Here is a 17,781-nt window from a genome sequence, read left to right as displayed (position 1 = left end):
ACTTTGATCCGGAGATGTCTGAATGGGGGAACCCAGCCATCACAAGATGGTTATCTTGCACTGAATACATAGGTGCAAGAGGCGAACCAGGGGAACTGAAACATCTAAGTACCCTGAGGAAAAGAAATCAACCGAGATTCCCTTAGTAGTGGCGAGCGAACGGGGACTAGCCCTTAAGTGGCTTTGAGATTAGCGGAACGCTCTGGAAAGTGCGGCCATAGTGGGTGATAGCCCTGTACGCGAAAATCTCTTAGTCATGAAATCGAGTAGGACGGAGCACGAGAAACTTTGTCTGAATATGGGGGGACCATCCTCCAAGGCTAAATACTACTGACTGACCGATAGTGAACTAGTACCGTGAGGGAAAGGCGAAAAGAACCCCGGAGAGGGGAGTGAAATAGATCCTGAAACCGTATGCGTACAAGCAGTGGGAGCAGACTTTGTTCTGTGACTGCGTACCTTTTGTATAATGGGTCAGCGACTTATTTTCAGTGGCGAGCTTAACCGAATAGGGGAGGCGTAGCGAAAGCGAGTCTTAATAGGGCGTCTAGTCGCTGGGAATAGACCCGAAACCGGGCGATCTATCCATGGGCAGGTTGAAGGTTAGGTAACACTGACTGGAGGACCGAACCGACTACCGTTGAAAAGTTAGCGGATGACCTGTGGATCGGAGTGAAAGGCTAATCAAGCTCGGAGATAGCTGGTTCTCCTCGAAAGCTATTTAGGTAGCGCCTCATGTATCACTGTAGGGGGTAGAGCACTGTTTCGGCTAGGGGGTCATCCCGACTTACCAAACCGATGCAAACTCCGAATACCTACAAGTGCCGAGCATGGGAGACACACGGCGGGTGCTAACGTCCGTCGTGAAAAGGGAAACAACCCAGACCGTCAGCTAAGGTCCCAAAGTTATGGTTAAGTGGGAAACGATGTGGGAAGGCTTAGACAGCTAGGAGGTTGGCTTAGAAGCAGCCACCCTTTAAAGAAAGCGTAATAGCTCACTAGTCGAGTCGGCCTGCGCGGAAGATGTAACGGGGCTCAAACCATACACCGAAGCTACGGGTATCACGTAAGTGATGCGGTAGAGGAGCGTTCTGTAAGCCTGTGAAGGTGAGTTGAGAAGCTTGCTGGAGGTATCAGAAGTGCGAATGCTGACATGAGTAACGACAATGGGTGTGAAAAACACCCACGCCGAAAGACCAAGGTTTCCTGCGCAACGTTAATCGACGCAGGGTTAGTCGGTCCCTAAGGCGAGGCTGAAAAGCGTAGTCGATGGAAAACAGGTTAATATTCCTGTACTTCTGGTTATTGCGATGGAGGGACGGAGAAGGCTAGGCCAGCTTGGCGTTGGTTGTCCAAGTTTAAGGTGGTAGGCTGAGATCTTAGGTAAATCCGGGATCTTAAGGCCGAGAGCTGATGACGAGTTGCCTTTAGGCGACGAAGTGGTTGATGCCATGCTTCCAAGAAAAGCTTCTAAGCTTCAGATAACCAGGAACCGTACCCCAAACCGACACAGGTGGTTGGGTAGAGAATACCAAGGCGCTTGAGAGAACTCGGGTGAAGGAACTAGGCAAAATGGCACCGTAACTTCGGGAGAAGGTGCGCCGGTGAGGGTGAAGGACTTGCTCCGTAAGCCCATGCCGGTCGAAGATACCAGGCCGCTGCGACTGTTTATTAAAAACACAGCACTCTGCAAACACGAAAGTGGACGTATAGGGTGTGACGCCTGCCCGGTGCCGGAAGGTTAATTGATGGGGTTAGCTAACGCGAAGCTCTTGATCGAAGCCCCGGTAAACGGCGGCCGTAACTATAACGGTCCTAAGGTAGCGAAATTCCTTGTCGGGTAAGTTCCGACCTGCACGAATGGCGTAACGATGGCGGCGCTGTCTCCACCCGAGACTCAGTGAAATTGAAATCGCTGTGAAGATGCAGTGTATCCGCGGCTAGACGGAAAGACCCCGTGAACCTTTACTATAGCTTTGCACTGGACTTTGAATTTGCTTGTGTAGGATAGGTGGGAGGCTTTGAAGCGTGGACGCCAGTTCGCGTGGAGCCATCCTTGAAATACCACCCTGGCAACTTTGAGGTTCTAACTCAGGTCCGTTATCCGGATCGAGGACAGTGTATGGTGGGTAGTTTGACTGGGGCGGTCTCCTCCTAAAGAGTAACGGAGGAGTACGAAGGTGCGCTCAGACCGGTCGGAAATCGGTCGTAGAGTATAAAGGCAAAAGCGCGCTTGACTGCGAGACAGACACGTCGAGCAGGTACGAAAGTAGGTCTTAGTGATCCGGTGGTTCTGTATGGAAGGGCCATCGCTCAACGGATAAAAGGTACTCCGGGGATAACAGGCTGATACCGCCCAAGAGTTCATATCGACGGCGGTGTTTGGCACCTCGATGTCGGCTCATCACATCCTGGGGCTGAAGCCGGTCCCAAGGGTATGGCTGTTCGCCATTTAAAGTGGTACGCGAGCTGGGTTTAGAACGTCGTGAGACAGTTCGGTCCCTATCTGCCGTGGACGTTTGAGATTTGAGAGGGGCTGCTCCTAGTACGAGAGGACCGGAGTGGACGAACCTCTGGTGTTCCGGTTGTCACGCCAGTGGCATTGCCGGGTAGCTATGTTCGGAAAAGATAACCGCTGAAAGCATCTAAGCGGGAAACTTGCCTCAAGATGAGATCTCACTGGAACCTTGAGTTCCCTGAAGGGCCGTCGAAGACTACGACGTTGATAGGTTGGGTGTGTAAGCGCTGTGAGGCGTTGAGCTAACCAATACTAATTGCCCGTGAGGCTTGACCATATAACACCCAAGCAATTTGACTGCTCCTGAATAAAGAGCAGAGCCAGATTGCGGTGTGTGAAGACGCAATGAACCGAAAGTTCGACGCTCACAAAGCACCGAAAACTATCCCATACCCAATTTGCTGAAGCGAGGCCATACGGTCACGAGTCAGTACCCGAATTTCTTGACGACCATAGAGCGTTGGAACCACCTGATCCCATCCCGAACTCAGAAGTGAAACGATGCATCGCCGATGGTAGTGTGGGGTTTCCCCATGTGAGAGTAGGTCATCGTCAAGATTAAATTCCGAAACCCCAATTGCGAAAGCAGTTGGGGTTTTGTTTTGTCCGCAGGAAAGTTTCTATTTCTGCTTATCCATTGAGCACGCTAGACTTGGCCAAGGTTTGCTCGCTTAAAGAAGCCCCGCGCAGGATGACCTGGCGGGGCTTTTTATTGTGCGTTTTACTGATTATTCTGCGGCGCCGCCTCCGACTTCGCCAATTGAAGTACTGATCTCGATAATGCGCCGGCGCCCATTGACCTCGTAGCTACGCTCCTCGTCTCCCAAGCCTGGCTTGCGTAAGGTCAGTTGCGCGAACAAGCCTCGTTTTTCGCTGTAGGTTCCGAACCCATTGTTCAATCGAGCAATAAAGCAATCGGTGTCAATGATCACCGGGAAGTCTGCCACTGACTCTATGGCGTAATAGCCCGCGCCATAGCTGTAATACTCCTCAGTGTCGTTGACTGATGGAGGAACAGGACAAATCGGCTGTCTCTCCTGCCCGGAAACGGGCGGCTCTTCATCCATTTTGCTCAGGCCTTGGGCGAGTGCTCGTTGCAATTCCGGTTTCAGCTTGTAAGTGGTGTTGCTGTCTTCATGCTGCTGTGTGAGTGGAATTTGCAGTTGATAGCGGTAGCCAACTTTGACGGTAGGTACCTGGCGGTTGATTTGCAGAGGGCTGAGAAGGTAGACCTGATCAACACCATATCCACTGTCACGATAGGCGGCGTAAACCTTTCCGTGAATGCTGATCCAGCTCACTGATTGATTGGCACCGCGATCATTGATCGAGTACAGCGAACTGCCGGCAACTGATTCCTGACCGCGCGCGGCTGTTCTGCGGATAAATCTATCGCCATCACGGCGGTAGGTTTCGATGAAGGTGAACAGTCCCGTGCCGCCTGTATAAATCTGAACAATCAGATCGCGATGACCGTCGCCGTCCAGATCAAGCAAGGTAAACGAGAGCAGAACGCCGGCGGACACGATGTAGCGTCCTTTGATGTACACGATCCAAGCCTTTTATGAGGGAGTGAGCAGCCGAACAGGCCAGTTGTTGCATAAGGAATCTTGAAGTGCCTGCTTCAGAGAATGTCACTTCTGGCCGATAACCCGATCGGTACTTGCAATCTCATCGGCTGCGCATGAAATCGCTTGATAGCATTTAGCCTCCAGTTATCATCTGCGCGCTTGTGAAAGCCCTCGGTTCTTCTACTTCAATTGTCTGGAAATCCTCGATGCTGTCGTATCACCAAAAGAGTTTTCTGATCGTCGATGATTTCTCGGATTTCCGCAGTTCCGTACGCTCGATGTTGCGCGAGTTGGGCGTCAAGGACGTGGACACTGCCGACACCGGTGAGCAGGCGCTGAAAATGTGCGCGCAGAAATCCTACGATTTCATCCTTCAGGATTTCCACCTGGGTGACGGCAAGAAAAACGGTCAGCAGGTGCTGGAAGACCTGATGATGGAAAAGCTGATCAGTCACGAAGCCGTGTTTGTGATGGTCACCGCCGAGACGAGCCAGGCGATGGTGCTCAGTGCTCTGGAGCACGAGCCGGACGCCTACCTGACCAAGCCGTTCAACCGGATCGGCCTGGCTCAACGTCTGGAACGTCTGGAACAGCGCAAAACCCTGCTCAAGCCGATTCTGCAGGCCCTTGATCGTGGCAAGCCGGTCGAGGTGCTCAACGCCTGTATTGCTCTGTGCAAGCAGGACATCCGCTATTCGCCCCTGTGCCTGCGCTACCGCGCCGATGCCTTGCGCGACATGAATCAGAACGAAGCGCTTGAGCGTCTCTACGACAGCATCATCGCCGATCGGCCGTTGCCGTGGGCCTTTGCCGGACTGGGCAAGTTACTGTTCAAGCGCGGTCAGGTGGCCCAGGCCAAAGGCGTGTATGAAAAAGCCCTGAAAGTGTTTCCAATGATGCCGGCACTCTACGACGGCATGGCGGATGTCCTTGTGGCCGAAGGCGATACCAAAGGCGCACAGCGGACACTGGAAGAGGCGATTCGCCTGTCGCCACTGGCGGTACGCCGACAGGCGCTGCTCGGCAAACTGGCAATGGCCAACGAGGATTTCGACACGGCGTCGCGGGCCTACCGTCAGGCTGTGGCGCAGGGGGCGCAGTCGCGCTTCAAGGATCCGGAAAGCAACCTGGGTCTTGCCCATGCGCTGATCAGCAAGGGCAGCGAAAAAGGCCTTGATACCCGCACGCGGCTGGAAATCAACACCACTCTCAGTGCCGTGGCCAAGGAAAACCCGACCGATCCTGGCTTGCAGATTCGCGCGCGTCTGATGAAGGCCACCAGTCTGCTGCTCAACGACGCCGAGACCGCCGAGAAGCTCACCGAGCAAGCGCTGATGCGTCTCGACGGTATGGAGCAGTTCATGAGCCCCGAGGCCGCGCTGCTGGTCGCCAAGCAATTGCAGATGCTCGGCCAGGCCGAGGCGGGCACGTCGATGCTCAAGAGCTGTGCGGAAATCTACGGCGATGACCCGACGGTGATGAAAGACATCGCCAAGCTCACCGACGACCCGACTATTCTCAGCTCCAGTAATGCCGCCGCCGACCTCAACCGTCAGGGCGTGCGCGTGTACAAGACCGGCAACCTGGTGGAGGCCCGCGAGGTGTTCCGCAAGGCGCTGAAGATGCAACCGAAGAACATCAGTATTGCGCTGAACATGGCGCAGTCGCTGCTGCACGGCACCGACACCAGTGTGCCGTCAGCTGAACTGGAAGAATGTCGGGCCTGCCTGAAAATGGTCGGCCTGATGCCCGACACCGACGCGCGTTATCCGCGTTATCAGAAGCTGAAAAGCAAGGCGTTTGGCGAATGAACCAAGACGAGCAGGCACTGGATTTTTCCACGGTGATCGCCTCCACCGTGCACGACATGAAGAACTCTCTGGCCATGCTGATGCAGGCACACAGCCAATGGTTGGCGCGCCTGCCCGAGGACCAGCGTCAGGTGCCGGAGCAGGGCGTGATCGACTTCGAGTTCGCCCACCTCAACGGCATGCTGGTGCAGTTGCTCGGGCTGTACAAGCTCGGGGTCAATCAGATGCCGTTGCAGCCGGCTTATCATGAACTGGACGATTTCATCGAGGCGCAACTGGCGGCTCATCAAGAGGTTTTCGCCAGTCGCGGCATCGTCGCGACTTACGAAGTCGACCCGCTCAGTCCATTGGGGTTCTTCGATCGTGAACTGATCGCCTCGGTGCTCGGCAACTGCATCAACAACGCGATCCGCTACGCCCGTGAATCGCTGCTGATCACCGTCAGCGATGAGGCCGGGCAACTGGTGTTGAGCATCAATGACGACGGCGACGGTTACCCGGTCGAGATGCTCGAGCGCCAGGCCGATTATGTGCAGGGGATCAATCACAGCAGTGGCAGTACCGGCCTTGGTCTGTACTTCGCCGGACGAATTGCGGCATTGCATCAGCGCAACGGTGTCGGCGGTCGTACCGAGATCCGCAATGGCGGGCCATTGGGTGGCGGCGTGTTCAGTATTTACCTGCCCTGATTCACGAATTCATCGACTGGCATTCTTTTTGTTGGCCGCTGCTTGATATTCCGAACAGCTGAAGCCTATTTTGTCCGGGTCGCCGTTCGCGGCTCGCACAATAACAAGGATTGCGTCATGACAACCGATGGCCAGCGTTCACTCGCGCAGCGATTGACGGGCATTGATGAAATTGAATGTGTCACGCCGGATTTGAACGGCGTGCCACGGGGCAAGGTAATGACCGCCGAGGGTTTCCTCGAAGGGCGGCGTTTGCAGATGGCCCGGGGGGTGTTGCTGCAATGCATCATGGGGGGCTATCCCGCTGCACGGTTCTACGGCAGCGATGACGGCGACCTCGCGCTGGTGGCCGATCCTGCGCAGATCCATCCTCTTCCGTGGAGCCAGGAGCCGCGTGCGCTGGCCATCTGTGATGCCGATGAGCTGACCGGCGAGAGCTCCAACCTGTCGACCCGTGGTCAGCTGAAGAAAGTCATTGCCCGCTACGCCGCCCTCGGCCTGGCGCCGGTAGTGGCAACTGAACTCGAATTCTTTGTGTTCGCCCCGAACACCGATCCAACGCAACCATTCCAGCCACCGGTCGGCCTCGACGGTCGTCGCGAGGACGGCCACTCGGCGTTCAGCGTCAGTTCCAACAACGGTCTGCGACCGTTCTTCAGTGAAGTCTATAAGTGCATGGCGGCCCTGGGCCTGCCGCGCGATACCTTCATGCACGAAATGGGCGTCAGCCAGTTCGAGATCAACCTGTTGCACGGTGATCCGCTGTTGCTGGCCGACCAGACATTCCTGTTCAAGCACCTGCTCAAGGAAGTCGCGCTCAAGCATGGCCTGACCGTGGTCTGCATGGCCAAGCCTTTGGCGCACACGCCGGGCAGTTCGATGCACATCCACCAGAGCATCGTCGAGATCGGCAGCGGCAAGAATGTGTTCAGCGATGAGAACGGTCAGCCGACCGCGATGTTCCGCCACTTCATCGGCGGGCAGCAGGCGGGCATGGCGGACTTCACCGCGCTGTTTGCACCGAACGTCAATTCCTATCAGCGCCTGTGCCATCCGTTTGCCTCGCCGAACAATGCCTGCTGGTCCCACGACAACCGCGCGGCGGGTCTGCGGATTCCGGCCAGTTCGCCGGTCGCCCGTCGGGTCGAGAACCGTTTGCCGGGTGCCGATGCCAACCCTTACCTGGCGATTGCCGCGAGTCTGGCGGCCGGTCTGCACGGTATCGAACATGAACTGGAACCGAGTGCGCCGATCCAGGGTGAATTCGAAGTGCCGGACAATCTTTCGCTGCCGTGTACGTTGCACGCCGCGCTCGAGCGTCTGAAGCGCAGCCAGTTGGCCAAGGAACTGTTCGGCAAGGAGTTCATCGAAGGCTACATCGCTTCGAAGACCATGGAGCTGACCAGTTTCTTTGATGAGATCACTCCCTGGGAACGGCGCGTTCTGGCAGCCCAGGCCTGACGAAATGTCGTCATCGGGCTATCGTTCGATAGCCCGACACTCACCGCAAGGAGCCGCTCGGAACGCCGATGCGCCAAATCTGGAAATCCTTTCGAGCGCTGTATTTCGCCTCGCTGATGATGTTGATCGGCTCGGGCCTTCTTTCCACTTATCTGGCCTTGCGCCTGGCGGCCGACCATGTCGACGGACTGTGGGTCGGTGCGTTGATGGCGGCCAACTATTTCGGTCTGGTGCTGGGCGGCAAGATCGGGCACCGCCTGATTGCCCGGGTCGGACATATCCGCGCCTACTCGGCGTGTGCCGGGATCGTCGGCGCAGCGGTGCTCGGTCATGGTCTGGTGGACTGGCTGCCGGCCTGGCTGGTGCTGCGGACCATCGTCGGCCTCGGCATGATGTGCCAGTACATGGTGATCGAGAGCTGGCTGAACGAGCAGGCCGACGCCAACCAGCGCGGCGTAGTGTTCAGCGGCTACATGATTGCTTCGTATCTGGGGCTGGTGCTCGGTCAACTGATTCTGGTCATGCACCCGGGCCTGGGCCTGGAACTGTTGATGCTGGTCGCCCTGTGTTTTGCCCTGTGTCTGGTGCCGGTGGCGCTGACCCGGCGGATTCACCCGGCACCGTTGCATCCGGCGCCGATGGAGCCGCGCTTCTTCATCAAGCGCGTGCCGCAGTCGTTGAGTACGGTGCTGGGTGCCGGTCTGATTATCGGCTCGTTCTACGGTCTGGCACCGCTCTATGCATCGCAGCAGGGGTTGTCCACTGAACAGGTCGGTCTGTTCATGGGTACCTGCATTTTTGCCGGGCTGCTGGTGCAATGGCCGTTGGGCTGGTTGTCCGACCGTTATGACCGGGCCTTGCTGATCCGCTGCTTCGCCGGGTTTCTGGCTATAGCCGCATTGCCACTGGCGATCATGCCGCAGGTGCCGCTGGAGATTTTATTCGTCGTCGGCTTCCTGTGTTCGCTGGTGCAGTTCTGCCTGTACCCGCTGGCGGTGGCGTTCTCCAACGACCATGTCGAAGGTGATCGGCGGGTGTCGCTGACGGCGATGCTGCTGGTGACCTACGGGGTCGGTGCCAGCATCGGGCCGCTGCTGGCCGGTGTGTTGATGAAAATGTTCGGCAGCCAGAGCCTGTATGCGTTCTTCACCTTTTTCGCGCTGGTGCTGGTGTGGCGGATCCGGCCGAAAGCCGTGACCAATCTGCACCAGGTCGACGACGCACCGCTGCATCACGTGGCGATGCCGGACAGCATGTCCAGTTCGCCGCTGGTGGCAGCGCTCGATCCGCGGGTGGACGAGCAAGTGGTGCAGGAGCAGATGCAGACCACGGTCGCACCTGAACCTGCACCCGAGCCTGCCACTGAACCTGAATCACCCGTGGAGCCGGATGCCGGCAGCGACAGTCCTGCACCGGACATCAGTGGCGCCAGGCCTTGATCCTGAAAAAACACCAGGCATAAAAAACGGGCAGTCACCACAAGGGACTGCCCGTTTTTCATGGTGCGTGCGGATCAGAGGTCGTCTTTGTCGAAGCGCCGTGCTTCACGTTGCAACTGATAGACGAAACGCTCGACGTTGCGCGCTGCCGGACCGCTGATGTTGTGAAAGCGCAGGCCGGCGAAGGTGATGTTGAGTTTTTCTTCGAAGTGCAGGTAACGCAGCTCGACCGCTGCTGGCTGGTTGCCGAACAGCGGCGGGGCGATCAGGCGATCGTAGACCTGGCCCAGTTGCAGGCGGTCGGTGATGTCGCCTTCGAAACGCAGCTTGCAGCCGGTGGCGGAGATATCCAGCAGTTTGCCACCGATTGGCGATTTGAGCTTTTCGCCGCCTAGTTCGACGCTCACCAGATCGGTCAGCTTCAGTGCGGCGCGGAAGGCGTTGCGGCGCTGGTGATAGACCACTTCGGTGGGCATCTCGCCGACATAGAAGCGGTCACCGTCGGATTCCTTGATGTCCAGTGTGCCGTTGTATTCCCAGGCGATGCGTACGCCTTCGTGGAAGCCTTCGACCTTGAACGGTTCGCCAGCCAGCAGGAAGCGCTCGCCATCGCGCGGGATCATTTCGTCCAGGGCAATGGTGGCGGTTTCCCGGTCGACCTTGATCAGGTAGCTCTGGAAGCGCTGGCTGCGCTCGTGAAAGGTGATGATCAGCGGATCGTGGCTCTCTTGCAGCTGGCGCAGATTGCTGGAGATCTCCAGGGGCGTGGTAAGCACCTTTGGGGGCTGCGGAGCGTCATCATTGGACACGTTAAATCAATCTCCAGACAAATTTTGACTACGGCTGGCCAGTATTTTGCCAGCATGTATCGCGCGTTGATAGGGCGCAAGCATAGAAGAAAGCATCACGCCTGGCTGAGCGCGCGCGGTTTCTGCAGTTTGGAGAAGGTGCCGCTGGCATCGTAGAGCGCGGGAGGCTCGCCACCGGTGAGGATTTTCAGCTGATTGGCCGTGGCGGCCTGCTGCATCACGATCGACTGGCCATTCTTGACGTTGGCCGCCTGGCACTGGGCGATCAGGTCGGTCAGGACATCGCTCTGGCTCAGCAACTGATCGCCGATGCTCGACTGGCTGGCCAGTTGTTCCAGGCCCTGGCGGTCGAGCGACAGATTGAGGCTGGCGAGGATTTCGCTGCGCTTGCGGCCATGCTGCTCGAGCAGAATGATCAATGCCTGTTTGCGCGCCAGAATTTCTTCCAGCAGGGGCATGTCGCGACCGTGCAAGGCGAGGGACTCGGTATGCAGTAACTCCAGCAGTTGTTGAGCTGGAGCAAAGTCGTCGGTGATCAGTTGCAATAAAGTAGTGTCGTGCATGGCTGGCCTTGGGTTTTAAGCGTCCAAAAGCCTGGCGCAGGCCGAGGCCTAGCGCTGGGCTTCGAAGTTGAGCAGTTTGCTGGCTACACGGTTGCTGTCGACTTTATAGCTGCCATCGGCAATCGCTGCTTTCAACTCGGCCACGCGGGCTTTGTCGACGGCAGGCTGATCGCGCAGCTTGTCAGTGACCTTCTGCAACTGTTGAGCCTCATTGCTGAGGTGTACCGATTCCCCGCTTTTTGCGGTACTGGCCTGTTCGGCCGGGGTATTCAGCGGCGCGGAGGTGCCGGTTTCGGCGGTTTCCTTGGGCGCGCTGGTACGTGTACTGCCCGTAAGTGACGAGGAGCTGTTCAAACGGCTGAAATCGATGACCATGTTAAAAACCTCTGGGAATTTGGACGCTTGCCATGTTCTCGGCCATCCCCTGGAAAACTTTAGGCTCTTTTACCAATAAGCCTGCATGCGCCGCACAGATCCTGCTGCGGCACAGTTTAGGGAACAGCTCAGGTTGGCGCCAGTTTTCTGCGCGGTCACTCACGAGGCTTTCCTGTCATTGCTCCAGTCGTTGCTCACATTGCCACTTCCACCTGGCCCGGCGCCATGACCTGCGCCTTGATGACCCGTTGGGAATTGAGGTTTTTCACTCGAATCTGTTCTTTCAGGCCGCCATTGGACAGGGCCTCGCCCGGCATGCGCACGGCCAGTGTGCCGCTACGGGCGGTAATCACCACTTGATCGCCTTTGCGAACGACTTCTGCCTGTTCCAGATGCACAAGGGTAATCACCTGATCGGCGACCGTTGGTCGGGTCAATTTCTGCCCGATCGCCTCATCCACCGACGTCAGGAAACCCTGATTGATCTGACTGACATCATGCTCGCGCAGGGTCACGTCCTGGGGCTCGATGATGCCGGCGCGCTTGAGCGGGCGAGTGGTGGTCACGACCTCGCGAAACAGGCGGACTTGAGCGGGTACGAACACGGTCCAGGGGGAGGCGCCTTCACAGCGGACCTTGACGGTCACACGGCCCAGAGGACGCCCCGGACTCTCCAGCGACGCTGTCAATTCCTTGTCGCACATAGGCATGCGCATGCGCGGATCGAGCTGCTTGACCTCGATTTCATAACGCCCTTCCGTTTGACTGGTAGCCAGATAGTCTTCTACGGTGAATTCAAGAAAGCCCTGAGTGACGCCGATAAGCATGTCAGGCAAGGTAACCGCATCAGCACTGGCAGGGCTGCCCGCGAAAAACAGGCAAGCGGCAGACACCGCGCAAAGTCCTCTGCGGATAGGGGATGTCAGGCGTCGGAAAAATGTCGTTTGAATGTTCATACGAGTTAAAAAGCAAGCGCCGTGCCGTTTAGCAATGAATGTGCGTCGCAACAACACTTGGCGTTGGTGTAGGAGTCTGGGCATGGCTGGTGTAATGGATTCGGTGAACCAGCGCACGCAACTGGTAGGGCAGAATCGCCTGGAGCTGTTGTTGTTCCGTCTCGACGGCCAGCAGCTCTACGGGATCAACGTGTTCAAGGTTCGGGAAGTGCTGCAATGCCCGCAACTGACGCTGATGCCCAAGTCCAGTCCTGTCGTGTGCGGGGTGGCGAATATCCGGGGGGCGACCATTCCGATCCTCGATCTGGCAATGGCGACCGGCTCCGGGGCGTTGAAAGACAAGAACAGTCCGTTCGTGATCATCACGGAATACAACACCAAGACCCAGGGTTTCCTGGTGCGCTCGGTGGAACGTATCGTCAACATGAACTGGGAAGAGATCCATCCGCCACCCAAGGGGACCGGTCGCGATCATTACCTGACCGCTGTGACTCGGGTGGACAATCAGTTAGTCGAAATCATCGACGTCGAGAAGGTGCTGGCGGAAGTCGCACCGACGCCGGAAGCGATTTCGGTCGGCGTTGTTGATGTCGAGACCCAGAGCAAGGCATTGTCGTTGCGGGTGCTGACGGTCGATGACTCGTCGGTGGCGCGCAAGCAGGTGACACGCTGCCTGCAGACGGTCGGTGTCGAAGTGGTGGCGCTGAACGACGGCAAGCAGGCGCTGGATTACCTGCGCAAGCTGGTCGACGAGGGCAAGAAGCCGGAAGAAGAGTTCCTGATGATGATCTCCGACATCGAAATGCCGGAGATGGACGGGTACACCCTGACGGCGGAAATCCGCGGCGACCCTCGCATGCAAAAGCTTCATATCATCCTGCATACTTCGTTGTCGGGTGTGTTCAACCAGGCGATGGTCAAGAAGGTCGGTGCCGATGACTTCCTGGCCAAATTCCGTCCTGATGACCTGGCATCCCGGGTAGTCGACCGGATCAAAGCAGCAGATATCAGCTAGGGACTTTCCGTCCCTGGCGGTCAACACGATTTAAGAGGCGGCATCATTTGTCTACGGGTAATTTGGATTTCGAACAGTTCCGGGTCTTCCTGGAAAAAGCCTGTGGCATTTTGCTCGGTGAAAACAAGCAGTACCTGGTCTCGAGCCGTCTCAACAAACTGATGGAGCAGCAAGGCATCAAGTCCCTGGGTGAGCTGGTTCAGCGCATCCAGACCCAGCCGCGCAGCGGTTTGCGCGAGCAGGTGGTCGATGCCATGACGACCAACGAAACCCTGTGGTTTCGCGACACCTATCCGTTTGAAGTCTTGAAGAACAAGGTGCTGCCCGAGGCGATCAAGGCCGCTCCCAACCAGCGTCTGCGGATCTGGTCGGCGGCCTGCTCGTCGGGTCAGGAACCCTATTCGCTGTCGATGTCGATCGACGAGTTCGAGCGGACCAACATCGGCCAGTTGAAGATGGGCGTGCAGATCGTTGCCACGGATCTGTCCGGCAGCATGCTGACCAACTGCAAGACCGGCGAGTACGACAGCCTGGCGATCGGTCGCGGTCTGTCCGCTGATCGTCTGCAGCGCTACTTCGACCCGAAAGGGCCGGGGCGCTGGGTGATCAAGGCACCGATCAAGAACCGGGTGGAATTCCGCTCGTTCAACCTGCTCGACAGCTACGCAAGCCTTGGCAAGTTCGACATCGTGTTCTGCCGCAACGTGCTGATCTACTTCTCCGCCGAGGTGAAGAAAGACATCCTGTTGCGCATTCACAGCACGCTGAAGCCGGGTGGTTATCTGTTCCTCGGCGCTTCCGAAGCGCTGAACGGTTTGCCGGACCATTACCAGATGGTCCAGTGCAGCCCGGGAATCATTTACCAGGCGAAGTGACTGGCACCGGCAACACAAAAAACGGGAGTCCTCAGGGGCTCCCGTTTTTTTATGCCTGAGGTTTTTTGCGGTGGCGGCAAGCGGCAGAAAAGCGGCATGCGGCGGAAACCCGTTGCCGCTTTTCTGGCATTGCCGCCTTGCCGATCCCCTGCAAAGCCCCGGAATCCGGGGCTTTTTGAAACTGGCACGACGCTTGCTATAACCCTGTTACGAAAAACCCGGTCACCTGAAGGTTCCCGACATGAGCATCAGCTTCGATAAAGCGCTCGGAATTCACGAAAAAGCCCTGGGCTTCCGCGCCCAGCGTGCCGAAGTCCTGGCCAACAACATCGCCAACGCCGACACCCCGAACTACAAGGCTCGGGATCTGGATTTCTCCAAAGTGCTCGAAGCACAGAGCCAGAAGAACGCCAACGGCACCATCGCCCTGAACATGACCAACAGCCGTCACATCGAAGCTGAAGGCCTGGGCAATGGCGACGAGTCGCTGATGTATCGCACGCCGATGCAGCCGTCGATCGACCAGAACACCGTTGACGCTCAGCTGGAACAGTCGAACTACGCGGAAAACGCCGTCGGCTTCCAGGCCAGCTTCACGCTGCTCAACAGCAAATTCAAAGGGCTGGTGTCAGCCCTGCGCGGAGAGTAATCCATGTCCCTGTCCAGCGTTTTCAACATTGCCGGCAGCGGCATGAGCGCCCAGACCACGCGTTTGAACACCGTGGCTTCGAACATCGCCAACGCCGAAACCGTCTCGTCGAGCATCGACCAGACCTATCGCGCTCGTCACCCGGTGTTCGCCACCATGTTCCAGGGCGGCCAGAGCGGCGGCAGCAACTCGCTGTTCCAGAACCAGGACGCCGCAGGCCAGGGCGTGCAGGTGCTCGGTGTGGTCGAAGACCAGAGCAACCTCGAAGCGCGCTATGAGCCGAATCATCCGGCCGCCGACGCCAAGGGCTACGTCTACTACCCGAACGTCAACGTGGTGGAAGAAATGGCCGACATGATTTCCGCGAGCCGGTCCTTCCAGACCAACGCCGAAATGATGAACACCGCCAAAACCATGATGCAGAAGGTACTGACCCTCGGTCAGTGATAAGGGGCGACTGCCATGAGTGTTACCGATACCACCAGCAGCCTGAGCATGAAGGACATCCTGGCGAACTCGTCGAAAAAGACCAGTTCGACCACCGGTGACGGCATCGCTTCGGCCACCAACAGCTCCACCGGCGGCCAGGCCCTGGGCAAGGACGCGTTCCTGCAACTGCTGGTGACCCAGCTGAAAAACCAGAACCCGCTCGACCCGCAGGACAACAGTGCATTCGTTGCCCAGCTGGCGCAGTTCAGCAGCCTCGAGGGGATCACCACCCTCAACAGCACCGTGAGTTCGCTGGCCGGCAACTACAACTCGTCGCAAGCCTTGCAGGCTTCGTCGCTGGTTGGCCGCAACGTGATCGTGCAGACCAACTCGGTCCAGCTCGACGATCCGAGCAAAGGCATGACCGGTTCGGTCACCGTGCCGTCGTCGATTGCCGGCGGCACCGTCAGCATCACCGACAGCAGCGGCACCGTCGTTCGCACCATCGATCTGGGCAGCCGCGCCGCCGGCAATGCGAGCTTCACCTGGGACGGCAAGGACAAGGACGGCAACCTGGTGAAGACCGGTACCTATACCGTCAAGGCCAACGCCTCGATCAATGGCACCTCGACCGATATGGCGACCTACCTGCCGGCCACCGTCACCAGCGTGACGATCAGCCAGACCGGCGGCGAGCTGATGCTCAACCTGTCCGGCAAGGGCACCGTCGCCCTGTCCAAAGTACAAACCATTGGTATATAGAGCCGACTAACCGGCACAAAGGAGTGGAATATGTCTTTCAATATCGGCCTTAGCGGTCTCTATGCAGCCAACAAGCAACTGGACGTGACCGGCAACAACATCGCCAACGTCGCGACAGCCGGTTTCAAATCGTCCCGTGCGGAATTCGAAGATGTCTACTCGGCGACCCGCCTGGGTAGCGGCAGCAAGGTCATCGGCAACGGCGTGCGCCTGGCCAACGTTTCCCAGCAGTTCACCCAGGGTGACATCAACAACACCGGCAACGTGCTGGACATGGGGATCAACGGTTCCGGCTTCTTCACCCTGAGCAACAACGGTTCGGTGTCCTACACCCGTGCCGGTACGTTCAAGGTCGACAAGGACGGCTACATCACCAACACCGACTACACCTCGCGTCTGCAGGGCTATGGTGTGGATTCCAACGGCAAGATCATCAACGGCGTGTTGACCGACCTGAAGATCGATACCTCGAACCTGGCGCCGAAGTCCACCTCGCTGGTGACGTCGACCATCAACCTGAACTCGACCGCTCCGGTGATCGACGATACTGTGGCGGCCGGCAAATTCGACCCGACCAACACGGCGACCTACACCAAGTCGTTCAGTACTCCGATCTATGACAGCCAGGGCAACCAGCACACCATGGATCAATACATGGTCAAGACCGGTGCCAACACCTGGAAGGTCTACACCCTGGTGGACGGTCGTAACCCGGATGCTACCGGCAGTGATCCAAAGGTCACCGCGCCAGTGGCTTCCACCATGACCTTCGACTCCACTGGCAAGCTGACTCAGGTCAGCACTCCACCCGCCACGATCAGCAGTGACCTGAAGCTCACTGGCTGGGTGCCCGGGACTGTGACCAATGGTGTCTGGTCTGCCAACGGTGCTTCGGCGAACCCGGCCGGCATCACCATCTCCATGGCCAAGACCACTCAGTACAACGCCGATACCGCGCGTTCGATTCCGACCCAGGATGGTTACGCCACCGGCCAGATCACCAACCTGACCATCGACGGTACCGGTACCCTGTTCGCCAACTTCAGCAACAACCAGAGCAAGGCCATCGGCCAGGTTGCACTGGCCAGCTTCACCAACGAACAGGGCCTGCAGCCTATCGGCGGTACCAGCTGGAAAGAGACTTTCGCTTCGGGTATCCCGGGCTACGATGCGCCGGAAACCGGCACCCTGGGTTCGGTCGTATCCAACTCGCTGGAAGAGTCGAACGTTAACCTGACCAACGAGCTGGTGGATCTGATCAAGGGCCAGAGCAACTATCAGGCGAACGCCAAGACCATCTCGACCCAGAGCACCATCATGCAGACCATCATTCAGATGACCTGATTTTTGGTTGTTCAAGGAGCCCCTCTTTTGAGGGGCTTTTTTTTGTTTGCCTTGGCGTCCTGGTAGATGGCCATGCTGTGGTTGATTGGGTGAATATCCGTTGTTTCGGGTGTGGCGGCTGGCGGTTTCGCCCTTACGGCGAGTCCCTTTTTCAAACGCCAAAAAGGAACCAAAAGGCTGGGCCCCGGCGTTCGGCACCTCGCTGAGGCTCGGTGTTCCTTCGTTCCGGGATTCATCCGGGGGCATCGCCTACGGTTTGCTTCGCTGCACCTCCTCTCGATGTGTTTGGCTTCGCCAAACGGCGCTGCGCGCCCACCCCCGGATAAATCCCTCCACTCAGCCTGCCGATGGGGCCAGCACGTCAAAAGCGGTACTCGAGCTAACGCTCATCGTGTTGAGTGGTGGAAGCAAAGGCAAAGGCAGGTGCGGGATGTTTGCTTTTTAAGACTTGAGTTCAACTCGGTATTTCACGTCGGTGTATCTCTCCAAAACAACTCGGTCGGTTCCCTCTCCCT

Annotated in this window: 15 protein-coding genes and 2 rRNA genes (1 of these 17 running past the window's edge); 12 read left to right on the top strand and 5 right to left on the bottom strand. The window is 57.7% G+C overall.

The annotated features are described in order from the left end of the window. Together DLD99_RS21375 and rrf are read left to right on the top strand one after the other, a co-directional pair. A 23S ribosomal RNA gene (locus DLD99_RS21375) occupies window positions 1-2,795 on the top strand; it begins 96 nt to the left of the window's first position. Between the two features lie 165 nt (window positions 2,796-2,960). Continuing rightward, a 5S ribosomal RNA gene (gene rrf, locus DLD99_RS21370) occupies window positions 2,961-3,076 on the top strand. 170 nt (window positions 3,077-3,246) lie between these two features. Here rrf and DLD99_RS21365 read toward each other — a convergent pair. After that, on the bottom strand, window positions 3,247-4,068 hold the full coding sequence (locus DLD99_RS21365; RefSeq protein ID WP_114884864.1) for a hypothetical protein: 822 nt from the start codon (window positions 4,066-4,068) through the stop codon (window positions 3,247-3,249). 227 nt (window positions 4,069-4,295) lie between these two features. On the opposite strand from DLD99_RS21365, the gene DLD99_RS21360 reads away from it, so the two are divergent. From DLD99_RS21360 to DLD99_RS21345, 4 genes are all read left to right on the top strand, one after another. Then, complete coding sequence (locus tag DLD99_RS21360) at window positions 4,296-5,900, top strand: tetratricopeptide repeat-containing response regulator (protein WP_085711011.1); 1,605 nt, start codon at window positions 4,296-4,298, stop codon at window positions 5,898-5,900. Continuing rightward, on the top strand, window positions 5,897-6,589 hold the full coding sequence (locus DLD99_RS21355; RefSeq protein ID WP_085711010.1) for a sensor histidine kinase: 693 nt from the start codon (window positions 5,897-5,899) through the stop codon (window positions 6,587-6,589). The genes DLD99_RS21360 and DLD99_RS21355 overlap by 4 nt, the downstream gene beginning before the upstream one ends. A gap of 219 nt (window positions 6,590-6,808) precedes the next feature. Next, the gene (locus DLD99_RS21350) at window positions 6,809-8,050 is read left to right on the top strand and encodes a glutamine synthetase family protein (RefSeq protein ID WP_170931624.1); all 1,242 of its coding nucleotides are present in this window, start codon (window positions 6,809-6,811) and stop codon (window positions 8,048-8,050) included. 68 nt (window positions 8,051-8,118) lie between these two features. Next, on the top strand, window positions 8,119-9,489 hold the full coding sequence (locus DLD99_RS21345; RefSeq protein WP_114884862.1) for an MFS transporter: 1,371 nt from the start codon (window positions 8,119-8,121) through the stop codon (window positions 9,487-9,489). 74 nt (window positions 9,490-9,563) lie between these two features. On the opposite strand, the gene DLD99_RS21340 is transcribed toward DLD99_RS21345, so the two are convergent. From DLD99_RS21340 to flgA, 4 genes are all read right to left on the bottom strand, one after another. Beyond that, window positions 9,564-10,298, bottom strand: a complete 735-nt coding sequence (locus DLD99_RS21340; protein ID WP_114884861.1) for a flagellar brake protein — start codon at window positions 10,296-10,298, stop codon at window positions 9,564-9,566. Window positions 10,299-10,393: 95 nt separating this feature from the next. Next, window positions 10,394-10,861 carry a flagella synthesis protein FlgN gene (locus DLD99_RS21335; RefSeq protein WP_114884859.1) on the bottom strand — a complete coding sequence of 156 codons (468 nt, stop codon included), beginning with the start codon at window positions 10,859-10,861 and terminating at the stop codon, window positions 10,394-10,396. Window positions 10,862-10,909: 48 nt separating this feature from the next. Next, window positions 10,910-11,236, bottom strand: coding sequence for a flagellar biosynthesis anti-sigma factor FlgM (flgM, locus tag DLD99_RS21330; protein ID WP_085711005.1), 327 nt, complete (start codon window positions 11,234-11,236; stop codon window positions 10,910-10,912). Window positions 11,237-11,430: 194 nt separating this feature from the next. Next, complete coding sequence (gene flgA, locus DLD99_RS21325) at window positions 11,431-12,192, bottom strand: flagellar basal body P-ring formation chaperone FlgA (RefSeq protein ID WP_085711004.1); 762 nt, start codon at window positions 12,190-12,192, stop codon at window positions 11,431-11,433. A gap of 82 nt (window positions 12,193-12,274) precedes the next feature. Here flgA and DLD99_RS21320 point away from each other — a divergent pair, with 82 nt between their 5' ends. The 6 genes from DLD99_RS21320 (at window position 12,275) to flgE (ending at window position 17,266) form a co-directional block, all read left to right on the top strand. Continuing rightward, window positions 12,275-13,207, top strand: a complete 933-nt coding sequence (locus DLD99_RS21320) for a chemotaxis protein CheV (protein ID WP_065258844.1) — start codon at window positions 12,275-12,277, stop codon at window positions 13,205-13,207. Window positions 13,208-13,254: 47 nt separating this feature from the next. Further along, window positions 13,255-14,082 carry a protein-glutamate O-methyltransferase CheR gene (gene cheR / locus DLD99_RS21315; RefSeq protein ID WP_007960327.1) on the top strand — a complete coding sequence of 276 codons (828 nt, stop codon included), beginning with the start codon at window positions 13,255-13,257 and terminating at the stop codon, window positions 14,080-14,082. A gap of 241 nt (window positions 14,083-14,323) precedes the next feature. Further along, window positions 14,324-14,731, top strand: coding sequence for a flagellar basal body rod protein FlgB (gene flgB / locus DLD99_RS21310; RefSeq protein ID WP_025112931.1), 408 nt, complete (start codon window positions 14,324-14,326; stop codon window positions 14,729-14,731). A gap of 3 nt (window positions 14,732-14,734) precedes the next feature. Beyond that, entirely contained in the window at window positions 14,735-15,178 is a 444-nt protein-coding gene (gene flgC, locus DLD99_RS21305; protein ID WP_054593596.1) for a flagellar basal body rod protein FlgC, read from the top strand. A gap of 15 nt (window positions 15,179-15,193) precedes the next feature. Continuing rightward, entirely contained in the window at window positions 15,194-15,922 is a 729-nt protein-coding gene (gene flgD, locus DLD99_RS21300) for a flagellar hook assembly protein FlgD (RefSeq protein ID WP_114884857.1), read from the top strand. Between the two features lie 30 nt (window positions 15,923-15,952). Beyond that, a complete protein-coding gene (flgE, locus tag DLD99_RS21295; RefSeq protein WP_085730399.1) occupies window positions 15,953-17,266 on the top strand; it encodes a flagellar hook protein FlgE in 1,314 nt (437 codons plus the stop codon). Window positions 17,267-17,781 lie beyond the last annotated feature (515 nt).

It is taken from the genome of Pseudomonas kribbensis (assembly GCF_003352185.1).
In the GTDB taxonomy this organism is placed as follows: domain Bacteria; phylum Pseudomonadota; class Gammaproteobacteria; order Pseudomonadales; family Pseudomonadaceae; genus Aquipseudomonas; species Aquipseudomonas kribbensis.
This window is presented reverse-complemented; position numbering and strand designations above follow the sequence as displayed.

Coding starts and splice junctions, on each gene's coding strand:
- DLD99_RS21360 (WP_085711011.1), top strand. CDS start 4,296: ATGCTGTCGTATCACCAAAAGAGTTTTCTGATCGTCGATGATTTCTCG.
- DLD99_RS21355 (WP_085711010.1), top strand. CDS start 5,897: ATGAACCAAGACGAGCAGGCACTGGATTTTTCCACGGTGATCGCCTCC.
- DLD99_RS21350 (WP_170931624.1), top strand. CDS start 6,809: ATGACCGCCGAGGGTTTCCTCGAAGGGCGGCGTTTGCAGATGGCCCGG.
- DLD99_RS21345 (WP_114884862.1), top strand. CDS start 8,119: ATGCGCCAAATCTGGAAATCCTTTCGAGCGCTGTATTTCGCCTCGCTG.
- DLD99_RS21335 (WP_114884859.1), bottom strand. CDS start 10,861: ATGCACGACACTACTTTATTGCAACTGATCACCGACGACTTTGCTCCA.
- flgM (WP_085711005.1), bottom strand. CDS start 11,236: ATGGTCATCGATTTCAGCCGTTTGAACAGCTCCTCGTCACTTACGGGC.
- flgA (WP_085711004.1), bottom strand. CDS start 12,192: ATGAACATTCAAACGACATTTTTCCGACGCCTGACATCCCCTATCCGC.
- DLD99_RS21320 (WP_065258844.1), top strand. CDS start 12,275: ATGGCTGGTGTAATGGATTCGGTGAACCAGCGCACGCAACTGGTAGGG.
- flgB (WP_025112931.1), top strand. CDS start 14,324: ATGAGCATCAGCTTCGATAAAGCGCTCGGAATTCACGAAAAAGCCCTG.
- flgC (WP_054593596.1), top strand. CDS start 14,735: ATGTCCCTGTCCAGCGTTTTCAACATTGCCGGCAGCGGCATGAGCGCC.
- flgD (WP_114884857.1), top strand. CDS start 15,194: ATGAGTGTTACCGATACCACCAGCAGCCTGAGCATGAAGGACATCCTG.
- flgE (WP_085730399.1), top strand. CDS start 15,953: ATGTCTTTCAATATCGGCCTTAGCGGTCTCTATGCAGCCAACAAGCAA.